Genomic DNA, 23,356 nt, shown 5'->3' on the forward strand with positions numbered 1-23,356 from the left:
ACCCCCCGTTCACTCTCCCCCGCAGCCCGCTTCACCTGATCTGCCTAATTTCGTACTGGCAACGCAAGGGACCGGCCATCCGGCCGAGAACCCCCCTGTCCCACCTCGCACGCCGCCCGCCACAGGGCCCGGCGGCACCCGGAAGGAACCCAGAGAGTGATGAAGCTCCCGCGCAAGAACCGGCTCCGCGCCTCCGCACTCGGCGCCCTCGCCGTCTCCGGCGCCCTGCTCCTCACGGCGTGCGGCTCGGACAACAACACCGGTGGCACCGGCGGCACCGGCACCAACACCGCCGCCAAGAACGTCAAGTGCGAAGGCGCCAAGGGCAAGATCCTCGCCGCCGGCTCCTCCGCGCAGAAGAACGCCATGGACCTCTGGGTCAAGAACTACATGGCCGCCTGCCAGGGCATCGAGGTCAACTACAAGTCCTCCTCCTCCGGCGAGGGCATCAGCAACTTCACCAAGGGCGTCGTCAGCTTCGCCGGTTCCGACTCCGCGCTGAAGCCCGAAGAGGTCGCCGCCTCCAAGACCGCCTGCAAGACCGGCCAGGGCATCGACCTGCCGATGGTCGGCGGCCCGATCGCGATCGGCTACAACCTCCCCGAGGTCAAGGACCTGGTCCTGGACGCCTCCTCGATCGCCAAGATCTTCAACAGCCAGATCAAGAAGTGGAACGACCCGGCGATCGCCAAGCTCAACCCGAACGCCAAGCTGCCGGACAAGCCCATCCAGTCCGTCCACCGCTCCGGCGACTCCGGCACCACCCAGAACCTCGGCAAGTACCTGGGCAAGGCCGCCCCGAACGACTGGAAGTACGAGGCCGAGAAGAAGTGGCCCGCCCCCGGCGGCCAGGGCGCCAACGGCTCCGCCGGTGTCGCCGCCCAGGTCAAGCAGGTGGAGGGCGCCATCGGCTACTTCGAGCTCAGCTACGCGACCTCGCAGTCCATCCCCACGGTGAAGGTCGACACCGGCGCCTCCGCCCCGGTCGCCGCCAACTCCGAGAACGCCTCGAAGGCCATCGCCGCCGCCAAGATCAAGGGCACCGGCAAGGACCTGGCGCTGGAGCTGGACTACGCGACCAAGGCCGAGGGCGCCTACCCGCTGGTCCTCGTCACGTACGAGATCGTCTGCGACTCGGGCAACAACCCGGAGACCCTGCCGACGCTCAAGTCCTTCCTCGGCTACACCGCCTCCGACGACGGCCAGAAGGCCCTCTCCGGCATCGGCTACGCGCCCATCCCGGCCGAGATCAACGCCAAGGTCCGCGAGACCATCGCCGGCCTGAAGTAACACCCCGCAGCACCCGGGACGGGAGGCGCGCCCCGCACGGCCCGCCTCCCCGCCCGCCCGGCACGACCCCGCCCCACCCAGCCCGATCCGGTGCACCGCCGCCCGGGAGCGCCCCAGGGCGCTCCCTCCCAGACCGGAAAGACCCACCATGACCATCACCGCCACACCGACCGACTCGCCCCCCTCCCCACCTCCACCGCCCGTCACCGCGAAATCCGCGAACCGCCCCGGCGACAAGATCTTCTCGGGCCTCTCCCGGGGCTCCGGCATCCTGCTGCTCGTCGTCATGGCGTCGATCGCGATCTTCCTGACGGTCCGCGCCACCGCCGCCCTCACCCAGAACGAGGGCAACTTCTTCACCACCTTCGACTGGGACCCGGCCGCCAACCCGCCGGTCTTCGGCATCGCCGTACTCCTCTACGGCACCGTCGTCAGCTCGGTCATCGCGATGGTCATCGCGGTCCCGATCGCCGTCGGCATCGCGCTGTTCATCTCGCACTACGCGCCCCGCAAGCTGGCCGCGCCGCTCGCCTACGTGGTGGACCTGCTGGCCGCCGTGCCGTCGATCATCTACGGCATCTGGGGCGCCCTGGTCCTGGTCCCCTACCTCGACGGCCTGAACTCCTGGCTGGACACCTTCCTCGGCTGGACGATCGTCTTCGAGAAGACCGAGGTGGGCGCCGCCCGCAACCTGTTCACCGTCGGCATCCTGCTCGCGATCATGATCCTGCCGATCGTGACCAGCGTCAGCCGCGAGGTCTTCCTCCAGGTCCCGAAGATGAACGAGGAGGCCGCCCTCGCGCTCGGCGCCACCCGCTGGGAAGTCATCCGGATGTCGGTGCTCCCCTTCGGCCGCTCCGGAGTGATCAGCGCCTCGATGCTGGGCCTGGGCCGCGCGCTCGGCGAGACGATGGCCGTCGCCACCGTCCTGTCCCCCAACTTCCTGCTCTCCTTCCACCTGCTCGACGCGGGCGGCGGCACCTTCGCGCAGAACATCGCCGCGAAGTTCGACGAGGCCGACGACCTCGGCCGGGACGCACTGATCGCCTCCGGTCTGGTCCTCTTCGTCCTCACCCTGATCGTCAATGGCGCGGCCCGGCTGATCATCGCCCGCCGCAAGGAGTACTCGGGGGCCAACGCATGAGCCAGGCAACGATGACCCAGGACACCACCGTCCCCGCGGCCCCCCGCCCCTCCTCGCTGGCCGGCAAGAGCCTGCCGCGCTGGTCGCCCTTCGGCTTCGCCGCCGTGTCCCTGGCGCTCGGCGCCGGCCTCGGCCTCGTGGCCGGCTGGCACAGCAAGGTCCAGTGGGGCCTGATCGCCGCCCTGCTGTTCGTCGTCCTGACCTACACGGTCAGCACCGCGGTCGAGGGCAAGCGGCAGGCCAAGGACCGGGTCGCCACCAGCGTCGTCTGGGTCTGCTTCCTCCTCGCGATCATTCCGCTGGTCTCCCTCCTGTGGACGACGATCAGCCGCGGCATCAAGGTCCTCGACGGTTACTTCCTCACCCACTCGATGGCGGGCGTCCCCGGCTTCGAGACCGGCGGCGGCGTCTACCACGCCCTGATCGGCACCCTGGAGCAGGTCGGCATCGCCACCCTGATCGCCGCGCCGGTCGGCCTGCTGACCGCCGTCTACCTGGTCGAGTACGGCAAGGGGGCGCTCGCCAAGGCGGTGACGTTCTTCGTGGACGTCATGACCGGCATTCCCTCGATCGTCGCCGGTCTGTTCCTGCTGGCCATCATGCTGATGTTCGGCCTGGGCCCCTCCGGCCTGCTGGGCGCGCTCGCCCTGGCCATCCTGATGGTCCCGGTGGTCGTCCGCTCCACCGAGGAGATGCTCAAGCTGGTCCCCAACGAGCTGCGCGAGGCCTCCCTCGCCCTCGGCGTACCGAAGTGGCGCACGATCCTGAAGGTGGTCCTGCCGACCGCCCTGGGCGGCATCACCACCGGCGTCATGCTCGCCATCGCCCGCATCGCAGGCGAGACCGCGCCGATCATGCTCCTCGTCTTCGGCAGCCAGCTGATCAACCCGAACCCCTTCGAAGGCGCCCAGTCCTCGCTCCCCTTCTACATCTGGGAGCAGTACCGGGTCGGCAGCGAGGCGAGCTACGACCGCGCCTGGGCAGCGGCCCTCGTCCTCATCGCCTTCGTCATGATCCTCAATCTGGTGGCTCGCGGCATCGCCCGCTGGAAGGCACCCAAGACCGGTCGCTGAAGCGCCGATGAGCGGCCCCGCCGCGTGAGACACCCCCCGAAAGCGAAGTGACCGACATCATGGCCAAGCGAATCGACGTCTCCGGACTCTCCGCCTACTACGGCTCCCACCGGGCCATCGACGACATCTCCATGACCGTCGAACCCCGCTCCGTCACGGCCTTCATCGGCCCCTCCGGCTGCGGAAAGTCGACGTTCCTGCGCACCCTCAACCGCATGCACGAGGTCACCCCCGGCGGCCGGGTCGAGGGCAAGGTCCTCCTGGACGACGAGAACCTCTACGCCTCCAACGTCGACCCGGTCTCGGTACGCCGTACCGTCGGCATGGTCTTCCAGCGCCCCAACCCCTTCCCCACCATGTCGATCTTCGACAACGTGGCGGCGGGGCTGCGCCTGAACGGCTCGTACAAGAAGTCCGAACTGGCCGACGTCGTGGAGAAGTCCCTCAAGGGCGCCAACCTCTGGAACGAGGTCAAGGACCGCCTGAACAAGCCCGGCTCGGGCCTCTCCGGCGGCCAGCAGCAGCGTCTGTGCATCGCCCGCGCCATCGCGGTCGAGCCCCAGGTGCTCCTGATGGACGAGCCGTGCTCCGCCCTGGACCCGATCTCCACCCTCGCCATCGAGGACCTGATCGGGGAGCTCAAGGAGCGCTTCACGATCGTCATCGTGACGCACAACATGCAGCAGGCCGCCCGCGTCTCCGACCGCACCGCCTTCTTCAACCTGGCGGCGGTCGGCCAGCCCGGCAAGCTGATCGAGATCGACGAGACGGAACGGATCTTCTCCAACCCCTCCGTCCAGGCCACCGAGGACTACATCTCCGGCCGCTTCGGCTGAACCGGACGGGCCCCAGCGGCCCCCCTGATCCTCGCGGTGCTGCATGGCGGTGCCACCGCGAGTCCCCTTCGCCCCGCCGGGCCAGACCCCGGCGGGGCGAAGCACGTGGTCCCCGGGGCACGGAGAAGGCCCGCCCCCCGCGCCGAAAAGCGCCAGGGACGGGCCCAGGACCGTACGAAGAAGGGAGAGCGTCTAGCCGAAGACGAGCTGAACCGCCCAGAAGCTGACCGCCGCCACGATCGCCGCCGCCGGCATCGTGATGAACCAGCCCATCACGATGTTCTTCGCGACCCCCCACCGCACGGCGCGCGGCCCCTTCGTCGAGCCGACGCCCATGATCGCCGAGGTGATCACGTGCGTGGTTGAGATGGGCGCGTGGAACATGAAGGAGGCCGTGTACATCACCGAAGCCGCGGTCGTCTCCGCCGCGAATCCCTGCGGCGGGTCCAGCTCGATGATCCGGCGCCCCAGCGTCCGCATGATGCGCCAGCCGCCCGCGTACGTGCCGAGCGAGAGCGTCACCGCGCACGCGATCTTGACCCAGATCGGAATGGCGTCGTCCTGACCCTCGACATCGGCGATGACCAGCGCCATCACCACGATGCCCATGGTCTTCTGCGCGTCCTGGAGACCGTGACCGAGCGCCATGCCGGCCGCCGAGACCGTCTGGGCGATACGGAAGCCCCGCTTCGCCTTGTGCGGGTTGGACTTCCGGAACATCCACATGATCGCGACCATCACCAGATAGCCGATGACCAGGCCGACGAACGGCGACAGGAACATCGGGATGACGACCTTGGACAGCACACCGCCCCAGATCACCTCCGTCCCGCCCGCCAGCGCCGCCCCGACCATGCCGCCGAACAGTGCGTGGGAGGACGAGGACGGCAGCCCGAAGTACCAGGTCACGAGGTTCCACACGATCGCCCCGACCAGCGCGGCGAAGAGGATTCCCATGCCCTTCTGACCGTGCGGAGTGGCGATGAGCCCCTCACTGACGGTCTTCGCGACGCCCTGCCCGAGGAAGGCGCCCGCGAGGTTCATCACCGCGGCCATGGCCAGCGCCGCCCTCGGCGTCAGCGCACGCGTGGAGACCGACGTGGCGATCGCGTTCGCCGAGTCGTGGAAGCCATTGGTGTACGTGAAGCCGAGCGCGACGGCGATGGTCACGACCAGCGCAAAGGTGTCCACGAAGCTCAGGACTCCTTGACGGCGATGGTCTCCACCGTGTTCGCCACGTGCTCGAAGGCGTCGGCGGCCTCTTCCAGCACATCCACGATCTGCTTCAGCTTCAGCACCTCCATGGCGTCGTACTTGCCGTTGAAGAGGTGGGCGAGCAGCTTGCGGTGGATCTGGTCGGCCTGGTTCTCCAGGCGGTTGACCTCGATCCAGTATTCGGTCAGATTGCTCATCGTACGGAGACCGGGCATGGCCTCCGCGGTGAGCTCGGCGGCCCGCGCGAGCACCTCGATCTGCTGCTCGACGCCCTTGGGCAGTTCTTCCACCTGGTAGAGGACGACGAGGTCGACGGCCTCCTCCATGAAGTCCATGATGTCGTCGAGCGACGACGCGAGGTTGTAGATGTCCTCGCGGTCGAACGGCGTGATGAAGGAGGAGTTGAGCTGGTGGAAGATCGCGTGCGTGGCGTCGTCACCCGCGTGCTCGGCTGCCCGCATCCGCTCCGCGATCTCGGCCCGGGCGGCGGAATCCGCACCGAGCAGTTCCATGAGGAGCTTGGAGCCCGTGACGATGTTGTCCGCGGATGCGGAGAACATGTCGTAGAAGCTCGTCTCCCGGGGGGTCAGACGAAAGCGCACGTGGGGTCCTCGGGGTGCATTGGATTCGGTCAGGCTGATGCTAGGCGCATCATCCGGCCACGGCTAACCGGCGTTCTTCAGTGTCGCCCATCGGGGACAGTGGCAGGCAGCGGCCCCCGAGCACCCCGGCGAAATCCCGTAGAATATACCCACGAGGGGTATGCGATCCCGTATACGGCCCCTCCCCCCTTCCCCAGGAGGACGCGATGACGACCACCGAAGAGGCGGCCGGCGTGACCACGACGGACGCGCCCTCCACCGAGGCCGCCGGCACCGCCGTGGCGCACGCCACGCACGGCTACCACAAGCAGAAGGACGAGCACCTCAAGCGCCTGCGCCGGATCGAGGGCCAGATCCGCGGCCTCCAGCGCCTGGTGGACGAGGACGTCTACTGCATCGACATACTCACCCAGGTCTCGGCCTCCACGAAGGCCCTCCAGTCCTTCGCGCTCCAGCTCCTGGAGGAGCACCTGCGGCACTGCGTCGCGGACGCGGCCGTCAAGGGCGGGGCGGAGATCGACGAGAAGGTGGAGGAGGCGACGAAGGCGATCGCCCGCATGCTGCGGACGTGACCGTTCCCGTACGTGCGCGTGCCGGGCGCACGGAAGAGGGGGGAGACGACATCGGTCGCCTCCCCCCTCTCCTCCTGCCCGGGGGCCGCCGGAACGCGGATCGCCCGCCGTCGCCGGAGCTGTCCCGCCCGCACGCGTCCCCCTCGGCTACTCGAACTCCTTCGCCGCGTGCATCAGCACCTCGTCGATCCGGTCCGGACTGAGCCGGTCGCCGTCCACGGACGACGCCGCGATCATCAACTCGCCGCACAGCTCGATCTCGGCGAGGGCGACACGGTCCTGTACGGCCGCACCACGCATCGAACCCACGTGCATCACCTCTTCCCGACCTCGTTCCCCCCGCGGGCCGACTTCCTAGCGTAGGGAGGACGGCACTCACCGCGCATGGCACGGACGGGCCATTTCACTCCCACCCGCCCTCGCCATGCGCCAGGGCGCGCCGGGACCACGGACCCGGCCCCCGGGCCGGCCGGAACCCCGGCCGGCCCGCCTCCCGACCGCTACTGCCTGCGGATCTTCCCGGTGTAGATGTCGCCGGCGGGCGGTGTGACGACCCGTACCGGCTTCCCGAACCCGTCGAACGTGACGGTGGAGGCCACCGCGACCGTCTTCCCGGCGTTCACGAAGCTGAACTCGTGGCGCACCTTGCGCACCCGGCCCGCCCCGTCCAGGTACGCCTCGAACGGCACCCCCTTGGTGGAGAACCCTTTCGCCGCCGCTCCGAGCGGCCCCCGGACCTGCGGCGAAGCGGCCTTCGACGCGAGCGCGAGATCGGCGACGCCCCGGTAGCGCCGGACGCCGTCCGCCCCCTGCCCCACGAAGGCGACCTCCCGCGCCCCGCGCAACAGCTCCACGGCGGCCAGCGGATCGGTCGCGCCGCCCGTCACGAGGTTCCCGTCGGCCAGGGCCGCCGTGTCGATCCGCACCCACTTGTCGGCGGGCACCCCGGCTCCCCGGTTCTTCATGAACAGGGCCCCGGGCACGAACACCTCGATGATCGGCCGGTGTTCCTGCTTGCCCGCCGGGCCGGTCGGCAGCAGCACCTCCAACTGGCCCCGGCTGCGCCGGAAGTCGTAGACGCCCGTGCCCCGGATGGTCACCCGCGTGCCGCCGGCCGCCATCTCCATGCCGGTCCGCACCGCGTCCGCGCTGCCCGCGCGCAGCACCGCGTCGGCGGCTCCCCTGACGGCCCGCCCCGGATCGACGCCCTTACGGTCCTCGGCGGCGGCCCCGCTCCCGCCGCACCCGGCGCAGGTCCCCACCAGCCCCACCACGACGGCCAGCGCAGCCGCGCCCCCGCTCACCCTGTCCATCCGTCTGCCTCCGGAGTACGAGCCTCCTGCTCGCCCCGCCTAACGAGTGCCGGGGGAACTTCGTCACGCCGTACCGTGGAGAGGTGCCCGAGAACGAGTCCCCCCGGCAGGCCTCCACCGCCCCCCACACCCCCACCGTCACCGAACACGGCTCCTTCACCCACGCCCACTGCCCGTGCGGCTGGCGCGGCCCGGCCCGCCGCAGCCGCGACCGGGCCAGAACGGACGCGACGGAACACGCTTCCGCGGCCCGCTGACCGCCCCGCCCGACAAGAGCCCCGGCCCGACCAACGGCCCAAGCTTTCCCGGCGGGAAGCCCCGGCCCACCGGGCGACCCGAGCTCCCCGACGGGAAGCCCCGGTCCGACCGGCGGCCCCGCACCCCGCCCCCTCGGTTCAACCCCCCTCCGCGCCGGGCACACCGCCCCGCGCAGCGGCAACGCCCATCCGCCCCCGTCCCGGGCCGCCGCCCCGTCCGCCCCGGGAGACCGCCATGCCCCTGCCCCGCCGACGCACCCTCCTCGCCGCCACCGGCGCCGCCGCCCTGACCTCGGCCTGCGACACCGGTCCCGCGCCGCGGCCCCCGGCGGACCCGAAGCCCGGCGCGGACCCCGCCCCCGAGGCGCCTCCCAGGCCCGCCCCCAGGGCCCCGCAGGACTGGGCCGCCCTCGCCCGCTCCCTCCAGGGCCCCCTCGTCCGCCCCCAGGACGCCGACTACGCCACCGCGCGCCAGCTCTACAACCCCCGCTTCGACGGCCTGCGCCCCGCCGCCGTCGCCTACGTCGCGCACGAGGCCGACGTCCGCGAGGCCCTCGCGTTCGCCCGGACGACCCGCACCCCCGTCTCGATCCGCAACGGCGGTCACGCCTACACCGGTTGGTCCAGCGGCACGGGCCACCTGGTGATCGACGTGTCGCAGCTCAGCGCCATCACGACCACCCCCTCCACCGCGACCGTCGGCGCCGGCGCCCGGTTGGTCCACGTCTACCGCACCCTCACCACCAGCACCGGCCGCACCGTTCCCGGCGGCTCCTGCCCCACCGTCGGCATCTCCGGACTCACCCTCGGCGGCGGGCACGGCGTGCTGTCCCGTGCGTACGGGCTGACCTGCGACAGCCTCACCGCCGCGACCCTGGTCACCGCCGACGGCACGACACTGCGCTGCGACGACGCCACCCACCCCGACCTCTTCTGGGCCCTGCGCGGCGCGGGCAACGGGCAGTTCGGCGTCGTCACCCGGCTCGAATTCCGCACCCACCCGGCCCCCGAGGTCGTCACCGCCCGTCTCACCTGGCCCTGGTCGAAGGCGGCGGCCGTCCTCACCGCCTGGCAGGAGTGGGGCCCGGCCCAGCCCGACGAGATCTGGTCCTCGGCGCACTTCTCCGCGGGCGCGGGCGGCGGCACCCCCACCGTGAACGTCACCGCCTGCTCCCTGGGCTCCCGCTCCGCACTGGCCGACGCCCTCGACCGCCTCACCGCGCGGGCCGGAGCCCCCCGCTCCAGTTCTCTGCGCACCACCCCGCACCTCGACGCGATGCTCCAGTACGCGGGCTGCGCCGGACTCTCCGAGGCCCAGTGCCACCTGCCGGGCACGACCCCGGGCCGCGACCCCGCCGGGACCCTCGGCCGGGAGAACTACGGCGCCCGCTCCGCCTTCTTCGCCGCGTCCCTCGACCGGGCGGGGGTACGGACCCTGCTCGCCGCCGTCGAGCGCTTCACCCGCGTCCCGGCCGCGCAGGGCGGCGCCGGCACCGTCGCGCTCACCGCACTGGGCGGCGCGGTCAACCGGGTCGCGCCCGAGGCCACCGCCTTCGTCCACCGGAACATGCGGATGCTCGCCCAGTACACGGCGTCCTGGCGGCCCGCCACCCCCGGCACCGCGCACCAGCAGTGGCTGACGGCCACTCATGACGCGCTGCGCAGGCACGCCTCGGGCTCCGCCTACCAGAACTACCCGGACGCGAACCTGCCCGACTGGCGCCGTGCGTACTTCGGCAGCGCGGCCGGCCGCCTCACCGGGCTCAAGGCCCGCTACGACCCGGACCGCCTCTTCGACTTCCCGCAGGCCCTCTGATTCCGCCACGGCCGCCCGGACCCCCGAGGTCCGCCGGCCGCGGCTCGGCCCGACGGTTTTCAGCCAAAAAACCTAAGCTGCGAGTCCGTTGTAACCGCTGCCGTCCTGCCGCGCCTCCACCGCCGCCCGCGCCTGTCCGGCCGGCGCGGCGGTCCGCCGCTCGGCGTCCCGCTCCCGCGCGCTCCTGGACCGTACGAGGAAGCGCGTCGCCCCCCAGCGGGACAGCGCCCCCACGGCCGGCGTCAGCAGCATCAGCGCGAGCGGGGCCAGCAGCAGCGTCACCGCGGTGCCCAGCGCGAAGCCGCCCACCACGTCGGTCGGGTAGTGCACCCCCATGTAGACCCGGCAGAAGCCCTCGGCGCAGGCGAGCGCGATGCTCAGCAGCCCCCACCTGCGGTTCGCCATGAACACCCCGATGGCGACCGCCATGGCCAGCGTGGCGTGGTCGCTCACGAAGGAGAAGTCCGTCTTGCCGGCGACCAGCACCTCCAGCCCCTTGTGCTCCAGGAAGGGCCGCGGCCGCTCCACGAAGCTCCGGATCGGGATGTTGACCAGCAGTGCGATGCCGGCCGCGAGGGGGGCCCACACGATCGCCGCCGCCGACGCCACCGAGTCCTCGGCGCTCCCGCGCGTGCGCCCGCGCCACCAGCACCACAGGGCGACCAGGACGAGCCCGAGCAGGATTCCGTACTCGCCGACGTACTCCACGAGCCGGTCGGCCCAGCCGGGTGCGTCGGCGGCGATGCCGTTGATGTCGTAGAGCAGGCTGACATCGGGGTTCGACCCGTCCATCGAGAGTCCAGCCATCTGCACGGCCCCTTGCCCTTGCTGTGTCGCAGTCGCACGTCTCCCGGCCCGCGCACGTCGTTGTGCGCGGCGGGCCCATCACCCCCGTGACAGTTCTTCCCGAAAGTCTTTCCCGGAGCTGGAGCCGACGCCCTCGACAGCACGGTCGCCGCGTCGTCACGGTCGTCGCGTCCAGGGAACGCCCTGGGGCGTCCCGAGGTTCCACTCTCCACCGAACGATCACCATGACGTTATCGAAGAGAGACTCATCGTCCCAGCTCAGGGCGGAGTCGTCACAGAGAGTTCCGGCCAGAACCGACGTCCCGTCAGGCTTCCGGACGACGGCGCGCATCACGCCTTGGGCAATGCCTTCGCGCCATCAGCGGTGACTCTGGTGGCCCCGAAGTAGTCATCCGTGTCGATCTTGTCGAAGCGGATCACGGCACCGGTGAAGGGCGCGTTGATCATGTAACCGCCGCCCACGTAGATCCCCACGTGCCGGATCATCCGGGAGTTGGCGGGATCGTCGGAGAAGAACACCAGGTCGCCCGGCAGCAGCTCGTCGCGGGAGGGGTGCGGTCCGGCGTTGTACTGGTCGTTGGCGACGCGCGGCAGCTCGATGTCGACGGTCCGGTACGCGGCCTGCGTGAGCCCGGAGCAGTCGAACCGCCCCTGCTGGTCCGGCGTCCCGTTGCCGCCCCACAGGTACGGCGTGCCGAGCTTGCTCTGCGCGTAGTTGATGGCGGTCGCCGCGGCCCGCGAGGGCGCGACCCGGCCGACGGGCTTGGCGAAGCTCTGCTCCAGGGAGCGGATGATCTTGACGTAGTTCTGGGTCTCCTTGTACGGGGGGACCCCGCCGTACTTGATCACCGCGTACGCGCCCGCGTTGTAGGCGGCCAGCATGTTGTTCGTCGGGTCGCCGGGGGCCTTCTTCACGTACCCGGCCAGTTCGCAGTCGTACGAGGCGGCCGACGGAATGGCGTCCTTCGGGTCCCACACGTCCCGGTCGCCGTCGCCGTCGCCGTCGATGCCGTGCGTGGCCCAGGTGCCAGGGATGAACTGGGCGATGCCCTGCGCCTTGGCCGGGCTCACCACCTTCGGGTCGAAGCCGCTCTCCTGGTAGAGCTGGGCGGCCAGCAGCGCCGGGTTGATGGCCGGGCAGAGGTTGCCCCACTTCTGGACGAGCGGCTGGTAGAGGGCCGGCACCGCCCCCTTGACCAGTCCGACGGCCCGCCCGCCGGCACCGCCCTGGCCCGCGATGCCCGCCGCCGCCGAGAACGTACCGACCACGAGCAGCACGACGAAGGCCAGGAACAGCCCGATCCCGGCCCCGCTCGCCACCCAGACTTTGCGCACGCCCCAACCCTCCCTCATCGCGGCCCGGTTCACGGGGGTTCTCCACACTGTCGTGTCGCGCCGCCGGTCCAGGCAAGAGCGCCCGGCATGCGCCAGGGAGCGCGGCAGGCGTCGCGCTCGCCGTTCGCGGGGCTCGTCACGCGGCGCGCGGCCCGCCCGAACCCCCCGGCGGAGCAGCCCCGTTGCCCCCGCGTCTCACGGCGGCCCCGCCCCCAGCAGCGTCAGCGCCCCGTACGCCCCCGACGCGACCCCCGCCGCCCCCACGACCACCGCCGGCGCCCAGCGCCGCCGCAGCCCCGCCAGCGCCACCGCGGGCCCCAGCAGCAACAGGAACGACGGCATCATCAGCCGCGGCCGCGACCCGAAGTACCCGGACCCGACCAGCGAGACCACGACGACCGCCACCCCGTACACCGCGACCGGCAGCGCAGGCCGCAGCCGCAGCGCCGCCCACAGCGCCCATCCCAGCACCGCGAAGGCGGCGCACAGGCCCGCCCCCGCGAAGGCGTTCACCGCGAGCTGCCCGGCGACGAACCGCGCCAGCGCCACTCCGCCGTCGATCCGGTTGTCCCACCCCGCCTGGACGTCGAAGTACGCGAACGGCCGCCCTTCCCGTACCGCCACGAAGCAGACGTATCCCAGCCAGCCCAGCGGCGCCAGCAGCACGCCCGCGACCACCCGCCGGGGACGCACTCCGGACCCCCGCCGGGCGGCCAGCCGCCGCACCCCCGCGACGGCGATCGCCGCGACGAGCGCCGCCGCCACCGGCCGGGTCAGCCCCGCGCCCACCGCGAGCAGCCCCGCCGACACCCACCGGTCGCGCAGGACCGCGTACAGCGACCAGGCCGCCAGCGCGGTGAAGAGCGCCTCGGTGTACGCCATGGACTGCACGAAGGCCGTCGGGTACGCCCCCCACAGCACTGCCAGCAGCACGCCCGCCCGGCGTCCGTACAGCCGCGCGCCGACCGCGAAGATCCCCCACGCGGCGGCGACGGACGCGGCCCAGGAGACGAGCAGCCCCGCCCCGGCGACGTCCAGCGGCGGCACGAGCGCGTGCAGGGCCCGTTCCAGCGCCGGGAGCAGCGGGAAGAAGGCGAGGTCGGAGTGGAGCGTGCCGTCGGGGAGCACCGCGGTGTGGCCGTAGCCGTGCTGGGCGATGCGCTGGTACCAGAGGGAGTCCCAGCGTCCGTGCAGCCGCAGCACGCCGTCCTGGCCCCGGGCGGCGGCGACGGCCAGCAGGATGGCCAGACCGGTGAGCCGCACGGCGGCATAGCCGAGCAGCGCGGGGGCGGCGTACCGCAGCGCGTCCGCGAACGGGCGGGCGGCGGCGGCCGGTTCCGCTCCGTCCGTCCGGGGCCGGGGCGGCGCCTGGGTCTCGGGCATGCTGGACACTATCGCGCGGCGACGCCCCGGAAAGCACATGCGTTCGGATCGAGGGGCCCCGACGGGAGGGCGTCGGAACGCCGGTCCGCCACCGCATCCGACGCAGCGCCCGCGCGCGTGGACGCAACGCGGGCGCAGGGGAGCGCACGCCTCGGCCGGACGTAACAGGGCCAAGGTGCACAACGCCAGTCATTGCCCGGAGTCACCCCCCGTGATACACAGAGTGACCGTACGGCTTTTCGCCCGACAACCGGTTTGGACCCCTCCGCACCGCAGGTCAGAGCGGTGAGACCGGACCTGTGTGCGAAAAACCGACAAAGATTGCCGCCAAGTCGACATACCCGGGCGGTTTCATCAGCGAAGATAGGGCGATGCTCCCTGCCGTCCGGCAGGAGTGCGAACTACCCGACAGGGGCGGTGACTTAATGATCCTGGCAGCCGAAAAGGGCGACATCACCACCATCATCGGCGGAATCGCGCCGAACTGGGGACCGTTCGGAAACCTCGGCAACGAGGCCCGCATCATGGTCGAGGTCGTCATGGCCGTGGCGATCCTGCTGTGCCTCGGCATCGCCATCTGGGGCGCGGCCAAGCAGCGCATCGGAGCCACGGCACTGCGCGACACGTTCAGCGCGGAACAGGGCAAGGGCCTCATCGTCGCGGGTCTGACCGGCGTGTTCATCATCGGCTCGCTCGGCACGCTGTTCACCATCGTGTACGGCATGGCCGTCTAGCCCCCTTCCCCCCCACTCCGCACCGGGCGTGCCCGGAACTCCCCCCGAGGTTGCGTTCTCTGATGCCGACTCACCTGACGAGTCACCACACCGCGCCCACCCGGGAAGCGGCACCGCTACCGTCTAGGCAGTACGCCTCCGCATACGTGTGCGGGTGCGGCGGGACGGACACGGGACGGCGAAAGGCTGAGGGGGCGTACGCGGCATGAACCGCGGTGACGACGAGCGACGGGGGACGGACGACCCCTATACGACGATGGGCGGCACCCGTCAGACGCGTACCCGCATGCCGGACGACACGGGCGCGGCCCGGCCGCGCGCCCCACGGGCCCGGGCGTCGCGTTCGACGGTCACGGTGGTGGGCGTGGCGGTGCTGCTGATCGCGGCGATCGCGTTCGTCAACCGGGGGCCGGGGAGCAGCGGCGGCGGCACGGGCCGGGCGGGCGGCGAGCCGGAGTCCAGCTCGACGGCGGCGACGGGCGACAAGCCCGTGACGGCCAAGGGCCCGTCCGGCATCCCCTCGGGCTTCGCGCGGAGCAGTCAGGGCGCGCAGAGCGCGGCGTCGAACTACACGGTGGCGCTGAATTCGGCGGACATGTTCAAGACCGCCGAGCGGCACCGGATCATCGACGCGCTGTACACGCCCGAGGCGGCGGCGAAGCTGAACCGCGCCCAGGACGCCGTGATCAACGCCGACTTCCTCAAGAGGCGGGGGCTCGACGCCGCCGGCAATGCCCCCGCGGGCAGTCTGTTCGTCTCCCGCACGCTCCCGGTGGGGACCAAGGTCTCCTACGCCGACGCGGACAGCGCGACCGTTTCGGTCTGGTACTCGGGCCTGGTCGGCATGTCCGCGGAGAAGTCGACCAACCCGGTCAAGGCCAGCTGGAACACCCTGACCTTCCAGTTGAAGTGGGTGTCCGACGACTGGAAGATCGTCAGCACTTCGGAGAAGAAGGGACCGACTCCGCTCCCCTCGGACGAGACGGCCTCCGACTCGGGCGAGATCAGCAGGGCTGTCGAAGAGTATGGAGGGTTCACTTATGCCAGGTAGCCTCCGCCGACGCGTCGGCCCCGCCGCCGCTGCCCTGGCCGCGGCGCAGGTGGCCTTCTTCATGCTGGCCTCCCGGGCGGCCGCGGCCCCGACGCCGACACCGACACCGACGCCGAGCCCCAAGCCGAGCGGCAGCATCTGCGAGCGCCTGACCGGGGCGTCGAAGGCGTTCTGCGAGATGGACAACGCCGCGCCCGGGACGACTCCCTCGCCCCCCACCGGCAGCGCCGACGCCCCCCTCGACCCCCTCACCTCCCTCGCCAAGGGCTGCGCCGACGCCGCCGCCTGGATCGTCGGCAAGCTCAGCGAGGCCGTGAAGTCCACCGCCAACGTCGACTTCACCAACCCCAAGTTCCTCCAGCAGTACGCCGTCGTCTTCGCCGCCTCCACCGTCCTGACCCTCGTCCTGTGGCTCCTCGCGGTGGCCAAGCGCGCCATGCGCGGCGTCCCCCTCGCCACCGCCGCATCCGAGGCCATCGGCTTCCTCTGGCTGACCGTCCTGGCCTCCGCCTTCACCCCGCTGATCCTCTACACGATCGTCTCCGCCACCGACGGCGTCACCGAGGTCATCGCCGCCGCGTCCGGCGGCCAGACCGACGTCTTCTTCGGCTCCTTCGCCGAGGCCCTGAAGAACCGCGAGTCCATCGGCGGCGGCCCGATCATGCTGATCGTCGTCGCCCTCGTCACGATCCTGGCCGCCGGCGTCCTCTGGCTCGAACTGGTGATCAGGGCCGCCCTCCTCTACGTGGGCGCCCTCCTCGGCACGGTCGTCTACGCGGGCCTCGTCGACAAGAACCTGTGGAGCCACGTCCGCCGCTGGGCCGGCATCATGATCGCCGTCATCCTGGTCAAACCGGTCATCGTGATCGTCCTCGGCCTCGCCGGAGCGCTCTCCACCGGCGACGGCCCCAACGCCTTCTCCGCCGTCGTCTCGGGCCTGGCGATCATCCTGCTCGCCATCTTCGCCTCCGCGATGATCTACCGCTTCGTGCCCGGCTTCGGCGACGACATCGCCGCCGCCAGCGCCAGCCGCAAGCAGGTCACCGACGGCGCCCGCGCCTCCGCGGTCCTCTCCTCCCCGGCCAACCTCGTCTCCCAGGGCATCAAGACCCACAGCAGCCGGGGCGGCGGCGGAGGCGGCGGAGGCAGCGCCCCCGCCCCCCGCCAGGCCGCGAACGCCTCCTCCGGCGTCACCGCCCACGGCTCCCGTACGGGAAATCCGGGCCCCACCTCGAGCGGAACCCCGACCGGAGGAACCGGCGGCACCGGGTCCATCCCCTCCGCCGCCCCGTCGGCCCGTAGCAACAGCACCCACAGCAACCGCGGCACCGGCAACACGGGCACCTCCAACTCCCCGCACAGCCACCGCAAGAACTCAGGAGGGGGAGGGCGTTGACCACCCAGTCCCACCCGATCGCGCCCCGTCGCACCTACCTCATCGGCCGGGCCCGCCCCAACGCCATCGTCGGCAAGAACCGCGAGACCGGCGAGATCGCCCTGATCATCGCCGGCGGCTTCATCGGCATGATGTGCGGCCTGCTGGTCCCCAGCCTCTCCCTGCGCATCCTGCTCCTCGTCGGGTTCCCCCTGCTCGCCCTGATGGCGGTGTACGTGCCGTACAAGCACCGCACCTTCTACAAGTGGTTCGAGATCAACCGGAGTTACAAGCGGAACCTCCGCAAGGGCACCGCCTACCGCTCCCAGGCGATGGACGCCGGCACCCGCATCGACGGCCGCGAGGTCGAGATCGGCCCGCCCCCCGGCATCGGCCGCATCAACTGGCTGGCCGCCCCCTTCGGCCCCGACGAGATCGCCGTCCTGCTGCACGCGGACCGGCGCACCGTCACCGCCGCCATCGAGATCGAGGGCCCCGGCGTCGGCCTGCGCGACAGCGAGGACCAGGAGGCCCTGGTCGACCGCTTCGGCACGCTCCTCAAACACGTCGCGAACGGCGACGGCTTCGTCACCCGCCTCCAGATGCTCGCCCGCACCCTCCCCGCCGACCCCGACGCGCACGCCAAGGACGTCGCCCAGCGCGGCGACCGCACCGCCCCCGACTGGCTCCTGGACTCGTACGACCAGCTCCAGTCGATGGTGTCCACCTCCAGCGAGCAGCACCGCGCCTACCTCGTCGCCTGCATGCACTACACCCGCGAACTCGCCGCCGAGGGGGCCGCGATGGCCCGCGCGTCGCGTCCCAAGGGCCAGCGCAAGCTCGACAAGGACTCCGGCCTCGCCATCGTCATGGCCCGCGAGCTGACCGACATCTGCGCCCGCCTCGCCGAGGCCGACATCCGGGTGCGCCAGCCGCTCGGCCAGTCCCGGCTGTCCTCCCTCGTCCACTCCATGTACGACCCGGACCACCCCATCGACCACATCCAGGCCATGACCAAGCGCAACGCCTGGCCCGCCGAGCTGGACGCCGTCGAGCCGACCTACCTCCAGGCCAAGACCCGCGAGTCCCTCACCCGCGAGCCCTGGTGCCACGCCACCGCGTGGGTGAAGGAGTGGCCGATGACCCCCGTCGGCGTCAACTTCCTCGCCCCGCTCCTCGTCCACACCCCGGACGTGATCCGTACCGTCGCCGTCTGCATGGACCTCGAACCCACCGAGGTCGCCATCGAGCGCATGCTCACCGAGAAGACCAACGACGAGGCCGACGCGTCGCGCGCCGCCAAGATGAACCGCACCGTCGACCCCCGCGACATCGCCGCCCACGGCCGCCTCGACCAGCGCGGCGAGGACCTGGCCTCCGGAGCCGCCGGCGTCAACATCGTCGGCTACATCACGGTCTCCTCCCGCAATCCCGAGGAGCTGGCCCGCGACAAGCGCACCATCCGCGCCTCCGCCGGAAAGTCGTACCTGAAGCTCGAATGGTGCGACCGCGAGCACCACCGCGCCTTCGTGAACACCCTCCCCTTCGCCACCGGCATCCGTCGCTGACCGCTCCCCCCGGAAGGACAGACCATGCGAGACCCCCTGTCCGCACTCACGGATGCCTTCACCAGCTTCCTCTTCGGCAAGGTCGAGACCACCCGCCTCCCGGTCCGCACCTCCACCGGCCAGGCCCAGGCGGTCTACCTCCCCACCGCCGCCCCGGGCCTCGGCGACTCCGGTGTGATCATCGGCCGCGAGGTCTACAGCGGCAAGGGCTACATCTACGACCCCTTCCAGTTGTACGGCCAGCAGCTCCCGGCCCCCCACTGGCTGGTCCTCGGCGAATCCGGAAACGGGAAGTCCGCCCTGGAGAAGACCTACGTACTGCGCCAGCTCCGCTTCAAGGACCGCCAGGTCGTGGTCCTGGACGCGCAGGGCGAGGACGGCGTCGGCGAGTGGAACCTCATCGCCCAGCAGTTGGGCATAACCCCCATCCGCCTGGACCCGATGGCCGCCCTCAACGACGGCATCCGGCTCAACCCCCTCGACCCCGCCATCACCACCACCGGCCAGCTCGCCCTGCTCCGCACCATCATCGAAGTCGCCATGGGCCACGGCCTGGACGAACGTTCCGGCTTCGCCCTCAAGGTCGCGCACGCCTACGTCAACGAGACGATCACCAACCGCCAGCCCGTCCTGACCGACATCGTCGAACAACTCCGCCACCCGGAACCGGAGTCCGCCCAGGCGATGAACGTCGACCTGGACGACGTACGGGCCTGGGGCCTGGACGTCGCGCTGGTCCTGGACCGCCTGGTCGACGGCGACCTCCGCGGCATGTTCGACGGCCCCACCACCGTGGGCATCGACCTGGACGCCCCCCTGATCGTCTTCGACCTCTCCCACATCGACCGCAACTCCATCGCCATGCCGATCCTCATGGCGATCGTCGGCGTGTGGCTGGAACACACCTGGATCCGCCCGGACCGCGTGAAGCGCATCTTCCTGGTCGAAGAGGCCTGGCACATCATCAACAGCCCCTTCGTGGCCCAGCTCTTCCAGCGCCTGCTCAAATTCGGCCGCCGCCTGGGCCTGTCCTTCGTCGCCGTCGTCCACCACCTCTCCGACGTCGTCGACGGAGCCGCCGCCCGCGAGGCCGCGGCGATCCTCAAGATGGCCTCCACCCGCACGATCTACGCCCAGAAGGCCGACGAGGCCCGCGCGACGGGCAAGGTCCTCGGCCTCCCCCGGTGGGCGGTGGAGATCATCCCGACCCTCACCCCCGGCATCGCCGTCTGGGACGTCAACGGCAACGTCCAGGTCGTCAAACACCTGATCACCGAGGCCGAACGCCCCCTGGTCTTCACCGACCGCGCCATGACCGAGTCCTCGGCGACCCCTGAGGAGTCCTTCCTCAACGACGACGCCCGCGCCGCCGACTGGGAGGCGGAGCAGCGCGCGGCCCTCATCGAGCAGCACATGGCCGAAGTCGAGTCCTCGGACGCGACGGTGGCCTGACATGCCCGGTTCGTACGATCGGGGACACGGCGCCGGCAGCCGGGGCGGCGACCGGAACCGCGGAGGAACGGGCGGCATCCCGGACGGCCTCCTGCTGGCCCTCCTCGGCCTGCTGCTGGGCCTGACGGTCCTCACCTGGACCTCCACGGGCCTGGCGGGCCTGTTCGCCCACGGCTCCTGGCCGAGCCGGGTCACCTTCCCCCACACCCCGTCCGCCCTGCGCCAGTTGGCCGCCGACCCCGGCGACATCCCCGCCGCCTGGCCCGCCACCCCGCCCGCGGAACTCTCCGGTTACGGCCTCTTCTACGGCCTGCTCATCGGCCAGCTCCTGGTCCTGCTGGTCCTCACGATCTTCGCCATCGGCACCTTCACTCGCTGGCGCCACACCCGCACCCACTCCCGCACATCCACCGCCCCCCTCCCCCAAGAGGACCCCACCCCCGTGAGCCCTCTTGGGCGGCAGGGCTCCGCTCCCGTGAGCCCCCTCGCCCAAGAGGTCCCCGCTCCCGTGAGCCCCCTCGGGCGGCAGGGCTCCGCTCCCGTGAGCCCCCTCGCCCAAGAGGTCCCCGCTCCCCTGAGCCCTCTTGGGCGACGGGGCCGCCCCAAGGGGGCGGAACGGGCGGGCAAGGGGGCGGCCCCCGGCGGAGCCGAACCCCCCGCCCCGGCCCACCTCGACACCGCCCAGGCCCCCGCCCCGGCCCACCCCGGCACCACCGCCCACCTGACCACCCCCCGCCTCGCCCCGTCCCCCTCACCCCGTACGCCCCACGAGGGCCTCCTCCTCAACCGCCACACCCACCGCACCACCGCCACCGAAACCATCCTCGACGCCCCCGGCCCCGCCCTCGTCCTCACCTCCGACCCCGCCCTCTGGTCGGAGACCAAAGACGTCCGCGCCACACTGGGCCCCGTCCTCCTCTACGACCCCGAGCACCGCTGCGACACCCCCTCCCGCCTCCACTGGTCCCCCACCACCGGCTGCGAGGACCCCGGCACGGCGACCGCCCGCGCCCGGGCCCTGCTCGCCCCCGTCCGCCCCCGCGCCCGAGCCGACTCCGCCGTCGCCGAAACCGCCGAGACCCTCCTCAGCAGTTGGCTGCACGCCGCAGCCATAGACGACCGCCCCTTCAAACACCTGCTCCGCTGGGCGCAAGGATCAGGGGCCCACGAGCCCGTCCGCATCCTCCGCACCCACCCCCGCGCCCGCTCCGGCGCCGCCGGCCTCCTCGAATCGGCCCTCACCGCTTATCCCGAACGCCGCGAACAGGCCCAAAACCTCACCACCCGCGCCTTCTCCGCCCTCTCCTCGATCCACCTCCGCGAGGCTTGCACCCCCAACCGAACCGATTCGCTCACCTTGGAATCATTTGTGGTCGAGGGGGGAACGCTCTACATGGTCGGTGAGTCCATCGAGGACCCCCGCACCCGCCCCTCGGGACCGGGCGCGATGCCGCTGCTCACCGCCCTCGCCTCATACGTGGTCGAGCACGGCCGCCGCATGGCCGCACGGTCATCCGACGGTCGGCTCGACCCACCAATGACGCTCGTCCTGGACGACATCGCGGCCGTGGCCCCGCTCCCCCAGCTCCCGGACCTCCTCACCTCCGGCCGGCCCCAGGGCCTCCCGACCCTGGCCCTGCTCCGCTCCCAGGAACAGTTCAACTCGGCCTGGCCCAGCACACGTTGAAACGCCCCCGGGGTGCACCGACCACCACCCCGAGCAGGCCCGCCACCCCCCTCCCCCTCGCCCCTCTCTTCGACAAGAGTGACGAGTCGTACGCACCGGCCTCGCGGACCTCACGAACGCGCGGACCCGGCGCGCACCCACCCGGCCCGCACCCACTCCTGTCGGAAGAGACGCCCACCCATGTCCAAGCCCCCGCACACCCACCCCGACCGCCGCCCGGCCCCCGGCACCACGGCCGCGCCCACCACCACGGACCTCGCCCCCGCTCCGGCCACCGCGAGCCCCCGGGCCGCCCGCCCGGCACCCCCCGTCCTCGCCCTCACCCACGCCACCGTCCTGCTCACCCCGCACTCCCGCCCGCTCCCCGACCACACCCTCCTCCTCACCGACGGCAGAATCACCGCCACCGGACCGAGCTCCCAACTCAAACCTCCGCCGCACGCCCGGGTCGTCGACCTCACGGGCAAGTACGTCGTCCCGGGCCTGACCGAGTCCCACATCCACACCTTGGGCGACGAGGCCCTCACCGCCCCGCTCTTCCCGCTGACCGGCATCACCTCGGTCCGCGAGATGTGGGGCCAGCCCTTCCACCACGCCTGGCGCCGCAGGATCTCCTCCGGAACCCTCCTCGGTCCCCGCTTCGTCATCGCGAGCCCGATCCTCGACGGCCCGCCGTCCATCTGGGCGGACGACCTCGGTCTGCCCGTCCTCGAAGTGGCCGACGCGCAGGCGGCCCGCGCCGCCGTATGCAAGGTCCACCGCGAGGGCGCCGACTTCGTCAAGGTCTACTCCCGCCTCTCCCCGGAGGCCTACTACGCGATCGCCGACGAGGCGAAGCGCCTGCGCATCCCCTTCGCCGGCCACTGCCCGGACATCCTGCCGATGTCCCGCGCCGCCACCTCCGGCCAACGCTCCATCGAGCACCTGCACGCCATGCTCCTGGCCACGTCCTCCCGCGAGGACGAGATCCGCCGAGCCCTCGCCGAGGTCCGCATCGACCCCACCGACCCCTCCAGCCTCTCCCGTTACGGCAGTTGGTTCCGCCAGGTCCACCCGCTGGAGTGGCAGGCCACGCTCTCGTACGACAAGGGCCGCGCCCGCCGCCTCTTCGACACCCTCGCCGAGAACGGCACGTACGTCACCCCGACCCTCCTGGTCCACCACTCCCTGGAACGCATCGCGGACCTGCCCACCTCCTCCCCCGACTGGAAGTACCTCCCCGCCTGGGCGGTTGCCTCCTGGCCCGCCATCTGGGAAGCGATGACCGGCTCCCGCACCCCGGAGGACACCGCCCGCATCCGCCGCATCTACGAGCACCGCCTCACCCTCGTCTCCGAGATGCACCGCGCCGGCGTCCGCCTGACCGCGGGCACGGACACGGGCACGGGATACGCCGTCCCCGGCTTCTCCCTCCACGAGGAACTCCGCCTCCTCTCCGAAGCCGGTCTCCCCGCCCCCGACGTCCTCGCCACGGCCACCACCCACCCCGACGCCCTCCTGCGCCTCCCGAAGTCCCGCCCCGCCGACCTCCTCGTCCTCAACAGCGACCCCCTCCATGACATCCGCCGCACCCGCGACATCCACTCCGTGGTTAACGCCGGCCACTACCTCTCCCCCGCCGACCGCGTCCGCCTGCTCGCGGACGTGGAAAAGGCCGCAGCCGAAAGCACCCCTCCCGAAGAAGAAGCACTTCCGGCCACGGCCACTCCCGGCTGCGCCTGCAACGCACCCCACTGACGCAAAAGGCCCCGAACGCAGAAAAGCCCCGTACCGGTTTCCCGGTACGGGGCTTTTCCACAATGATTGTTCGGCGGCGTCCTACTCTCCCACAGGGTCCCCCCTGCAG

At 71.5% G+C, this 23,356-nt stretch carries 21 protein-coding genes; 14 read left to right on the plus strand and 7 right to left on the minus strand.

The window, feature by feature from the left end:
- Nucleotides 1-159: 159 nt before the first annotated feature.
- The 4 genes from pstS (at nucleotide 160) to pstB (ending at nucleotide 4,343) form a co-directional block, all read left to right on the plus strand.
- The gene (gene pstS, locus ACIP93_RS34390) at nucleotides 160-1,290 is read left to right on the plus strand and encodes a phosphate ABC transporter substrate-binding protein PstS (protein WP_401765641.1); all 1,131 of its coding nucleotides are present in this window, start codon (nucleotides 160-162) and stop codon (nucleotides 1,288-1,290) included.
- A gap of 148 nt (nucleotides 1,291-1,438) precedes the next feature.
- Nucleotides 1,439-2,434 (plus strand): phosphate ABC transporter permease subunit PstC, encoded by a 996-nt coding sequence (gene pstC / locus ACIP93_RS34395; RefSeq protein WP_401765644.1) that lies wholly within the window; start codon nucleotides 1,439-1,441, stop codon nucleotides 2,432-2,434.
- On the plus strand, nucleotides 2,431-3,507 hold the full coding sequence (pstA, locus tag ACIP93_RS34400; protein WP_345220485.1) for a phosphate ABC transporter permease PstA: 1,077 nt from the start codon (nucleotides 2,431-2,433) through the stop codon (nucleotides 3,505-3,507). The genes pstC and pstA overlap by 4 nt, the downstream gene beginning before the upstream one ends.
- 59 nt (nucleotides 3,508-3,566) lie before the next feature.
- The gene (gene pstB, locus ACIP93_RS34405; protein ID WP_345220487.1) at nucleotides 3,567-4,343 is read left to right on the plus strand and encodes a phosphate ABC transporter ATP-binding protein PstB; all 777 of its coding nucleotides are present in this window, start codon (nucleotides 3,567-3,569) and stop codon (nucleotides 4,341-4,343) included.
- A 192-nt stretch (nucleotides 4,344-4,535) separates the two neighbouring features.
- On the opposite strand, the gene ACIP93_RS34410 is transcribed toward pstB, so the two are convergent.
- Together ACIP93_RS34410 and ACIP93_RS34415 are read right to left on the minus strand one after the other, a co-directional pair.
- Nucleotides 4,536-5,534, minus strand: coding sequence for an inorganic phosphate transporter (locus ACIP93_RS34410; RefSeq protein ID WP_345220489.1), 999 nt, complete (start codon nucleotides 5,532-5,534; stop codon nucleotides 4,536-4,538).
- A gap of 5 nt (nucleotides 5,535-5,539) precedes the next feature.
- Nucleotides 5,540-6,160 (minus strand): DUF47 family protein, encoded by a 621-nt coding sequence (locus ACIP93_RS34415; protein ID WP_345220491.1) that lies wholly within the window; start codon nucleotides 6,158-6,160, stop codon nucleotides 5,540-5,542.
- A 206-nt stretch (nucleotides 6,161-6,366) separates the two neighbouring features.
- Here ACIP93_RS34415 and ACIP93_RS34420 point away from each other — a divergent pair, with 206 nt between their 5' ends.
- Entirely contained in the window at nucleotides 6,367-6,732 is a 366-nt protein-coding gene (locus ACIP93_RS34420; protein WP_345220494.1) for a metal-sensitive transcriptional regulator, read from the plus strand.
- Between the two features lie 147 nt (nucleotides 6,733-6,879).
- Here ACIP93_RS34420 and ACIP93_RS34425 read toward each other — a convergent pair whose 3' ends face one another.
- The gene (locus ACIP93_RS34425) at nucleotides 6,880-7,041 is read right to left on the minus strand and encodes a hypothetical protein (protein WP_266665070.1); all 162 of its coding nucleotides are present in this window, start codon (nucleotides 7,039-7,041) and stop codon (nucleotides 6,880-6,882) included.
- Between the two features lie 191 nt (nucleotides 7,042-7,232).
- The gene (locus ACIP93_RS34430) at nucleotides 7,233-8,045 is read right to left on the minus strand and encodes a hypothetical protein (RefSeq protein ID WP_345220496.1); all 813 of its coding nucleotides are present in this window, start codon (nucleotides 8,043-8,045) and stop codon (nucleotides 7,233-7,235) included.
- 83 nt (nucleotides 8,046-8,128) lie between these two features.
- Here ACIP93_RS34430 and ACIP93_RS34435 point away from each other — a divergent pair, with 83 nt between their 5' ends.
- Together ACIP93_RS34435 and ACIP93_RS34440 are read left to right on the plus strand one after the other, a co-directional pair.
- The gene (locus ACIP93_RS34435; RefSeq protein ID WP_345220498.1) at nucleotides 8,129-8,302 is read left to right on the plus strand and encodes a hypothetical protein; all 174 of its coding nucleotides are present in this window, start codon (nucleotides 8,129-8,131) and stop codon (nucleotides 8,300-8,302) included.
- Between the two features lie 235 nt (nucleotides 8,303-8,537).
- Nucleotides 8,538-10,118, plus strand: a complete 1,581-nt coding sequence (locus tag ACIP93_RS34440; RefSeq protein WP_345220500.1) for an FAD-binding oxidoreductase — start codon at nucleotides 8,538-8,540, stop codon at nucleotides 10,116-10,118.
- 72 nt (nucleotides 10,119-10,190) lie between these two features.
- Here ACIP93_RS34440 and ACIP93_RS34445 read toward each other — a convergent pair whose 3' ends face one another.
- From ACIP93_RS34445 to ACIP93_RS34455, 3 genes are all read right to left on the minus strand, one after another.
- Nucleotides 10,191-10,925 carry a phosphatase PAP2 family protein gene (locus tag ACIP93_RS34445; protein ID WP_345220503.1) on the minus strand — a complete coding sequence of 245 codons (735 nt, stop codon included), beginning with the start codon at nucleotides 10,923-10,925 and terminating at the stop codon, nucleotides 10,191-10,193.
- Between the two features lie 330 nt (nucleotides 10,926-11,255).
- Entirely contained in the window at nucleotides 11,256-12,260 is a 1,005-nt protein-coding gene (locus tag ACIP93_RS34450; protein ID WP_401765648.1) for an NlpC/P60 family protein, read from the minus strand.
- Between the two features lie 195 nt (nucleotides 12,261-12,455).
- Nucleotides 12,456-13,643 carry a hypothetical protein gene (locus ACIP93_RS34455; protein ID WP_401765651.1) on the minus strand — a complete coding sequence of 396 codons (1,188 nt, stop codon included), beginning with the start codon at nucleotides 13,641-13,643 and terminating at the stop codon, nucleotides 12,456-12,458.
- Between the two features lie 425 nt (nucleotides 13,644-14,068).
- On the opposite strand from ACIP93_RS34455, the gene ACIP93_RS34460 reads away from it, so the two are divergent.
- The 7 genes from ACIP93_RS34460 (at nucleotide 14,069) to ACIP93_RS34490 (ending at nucleotide 23,247) form a co-directional block, all read left to right on the plus strand.
- Nucleotides 14,069-14,377: a hypothetical protein gene (locus tag ACIP93_RS34460; protein WP_189826809.1), complete on the plus strand. Its 309-nt coding sequence runs from the start codon at nucleotides 14,069-14,071 to the stop codon at nucleotides 14,375-14,377.
- A gap of 205 nt (nucleotides 14,378-14,582) precedes the next feature.
- Nucleotides 14,583-15,428, plus strand: a complete 846-nt coding sequence (locus ACIP93_RS34465; RefSeq protein WP_401765654.1) for a hypothetical protein — start codon at nucleotides 14,583-14,585, stop codon at nucleotides 15,426-15,428.
- Nucleotides 15,418-16,824 carry a hypothetical protein gene (locus ACIP93_RS34470; RefSeq protein WP_401765656.1) on the plus strand — a complete coding sequence of 469 codons (1,407 nt, stop codon included), beginning with the start codon at nucleotides 15,418-15,420 and terminating at the stop codon, nucleotides 16,822-16,824. The genes ACIP93_RS34465 and ACIP93_RS34470 overlap by 11 nt, the downstream gene beginning before the upstream one ends.
- Nucleotides 16,821-18,371 carry an SCO6880 family protein gene (locus tag ACIP93_RS34475; protein ID WP_345220516.1) on the plus strand — a complete coding sequence of 517 codons (1,551 nt, stop codon included), beginning with the start codon at nucleotides 16,821-16,823 and terminating at the stop codon, nucleotides 18,369-18,371. Before ACIP93_RS34470 ends, ACIP93_RS34475 begins: the two co-directional genes overlap by 4 nt.
- 24 nt (nucleotides 18,372-18,395) lie before the next feature.
- Entirely contained in the window at nucleotides 18,396-19,823 is a 1,428-nt protein-coding gene (locus ACIP93_RS34480; protein ID WP_345220518.1) for an ATP-binding protein, read from the plus strand.
- Nucleotide 19,824: 1 nt separating this feature from the next.
- The gene (locus tag ACIP93_RS34485) at nucleotides 19,825-21,510 is read left to right on the plus strand and encodes a type VI secretion protein (RefSeq protein WP_401765660.1); all 1,686 of its coding nucleotides are present in this window, start codon (nucleotides 19,825-19,827) and stop codon (nucleotides 21,508-21,510) included.
- 180 nt (nucleotides 21,511-21,690) lie between these two features.
- Nucleotides 21,691-23,247 carry an amidohydrolase family protein gene (locus ACIP93_RS34490; RefSeq protein WP_401765662.1) on the plus strand — a complete coding sequence of 519 codons (1,557 nt, stop codon included), beginning with the start codon at nucleotides 21,691-21,693 and terminating at the stop codon, nucleotides 23,245-23,247.
- The last annotated feature ends 109 nt before the right edge of the window (nucleotides 23,248-23,356 follow it).

This window comes from Streptomyces sp. NPDC088745, from assembly GCF_044751045.1.
Classification (GTDB): Bacteria; Actinomycetota; Actinomycetes; order Streptomycetales; family Streptomycetaceae; genus Streptomyces; species Streptomyces cremeus.

What these genes read in the sequence shown, in the direction of transcription:
- pstS (WP_401765641.1), top strand. Translation starts at nt 160, where the DNA reads ATGAAGCTCCCGCGCAAGAACCGGCTCCGCGCCTCCGCACTCGGCGCC.
- pstC (WP_401765644.1), top strand. Translation starts at nt 1,439, where the DNA reads ATGACCATCACCGCCACACCGACCGACTCGCCCCCCTCCCCACCTCCA.
- pstA (WP_345220485.1), top strand. Translation starts at nt 2,431, where the DNA reads ATGAGCCAGGCAACGATGACCCAGGACACCACCGTCCCCGCGGCCCCC.
- pstB (WP_345220487.1), top strand. Translation starts at nt 3,567, where the DNA reads ATGGCCAAGCGAATCGACGTCTCCGGACTCTCCGCCTACTACGGCTCC.
- ACIP93_RS34420 (WP_345220494.1), top strand. Translation starts at nt 6,367, where the DNA reads ATGACGACCACCGAAGAGGCGGCCGGCGTGACCACGACGGACGCGCCC.
- ACIP93_RS34430 (WP_345220496.1), bottom strand. Translation starts at nt 8,045, where the DNA reads ATGGACAGGGTGAGCGGGGGCGCGGCTGCGCTGGCCGTCGTGGTGGGG.
- ACIP93_RS34440 (WP_345220500.1), top strand. Translation starts at nt 8,538, where the DNA reads ATGCCCCTGCCCCGCCGACGCACCCTCCTCGCCGCCACCGGCGCCGCC.
- ACIP93_RS34445 (WP_345220503.1), bottom strand. Translation starts at nt 10,925, where the DNA reads ATGGCTGGACTCTCGATGGACGGGTCGAACCCCGATGTCAGCCTGCTC.
- ACIP93_RS34455 (WP_401765651.1), bottom strand. Translation starts at nt 13,643, where the DNA reads ATGCCCGAGACCCAGGCGCCGCCCCGGCCCCGGACGGACGGAGCGGAA.
- ACIP93_RS34460 (WP_189826809.1), top strand. Translation starts at nt 14,069, where the DNA reads ATGATCCTGGCAGCCGAAAAGGGCGACATCACCACCATCATCGGCGGA.
- ACIP93_RS34465 (WP_401765654.1), top strand. Translation starts at nt 14,583, where the DNA reads ATGAACCGCGGTGACGACGAGCGACGGGGGACGGACGACCCCTATACG.
- ACIP93_RS34470 (WP_401765656.1), top strand. Translation starts at nt 15,418, where the DNA reads ATGCCAGGTAGCCTCCGCCGACGCGTCGGCCCCGCCGCCGCTGCCCTG.
- ACIP93_RS34480 (WP_345220518.1), top strand. Translation starts at nt 18,396, where the DNA reads ATGCGAGACCCCCTGTCCGCACTCACGGATGCCTTCACCAGCTTCCTC.
- ACIP93_RS34485 (WP_401765660.1), top strand. Translation starts at nt 19,825, where the DNA reads ATGCCCGGTTCGTACGATCGGGGACACGGCGCCGGCAGCCGGGGCGGC.
- ACIP93_RS34490 (WP_401765662.1), top strand. Translation starts at nt 21,691, where the DNA reads ATGTCCAAGCCCCCGCACACCCACCCCGACCGCCGCCCGGCCCCCGGC.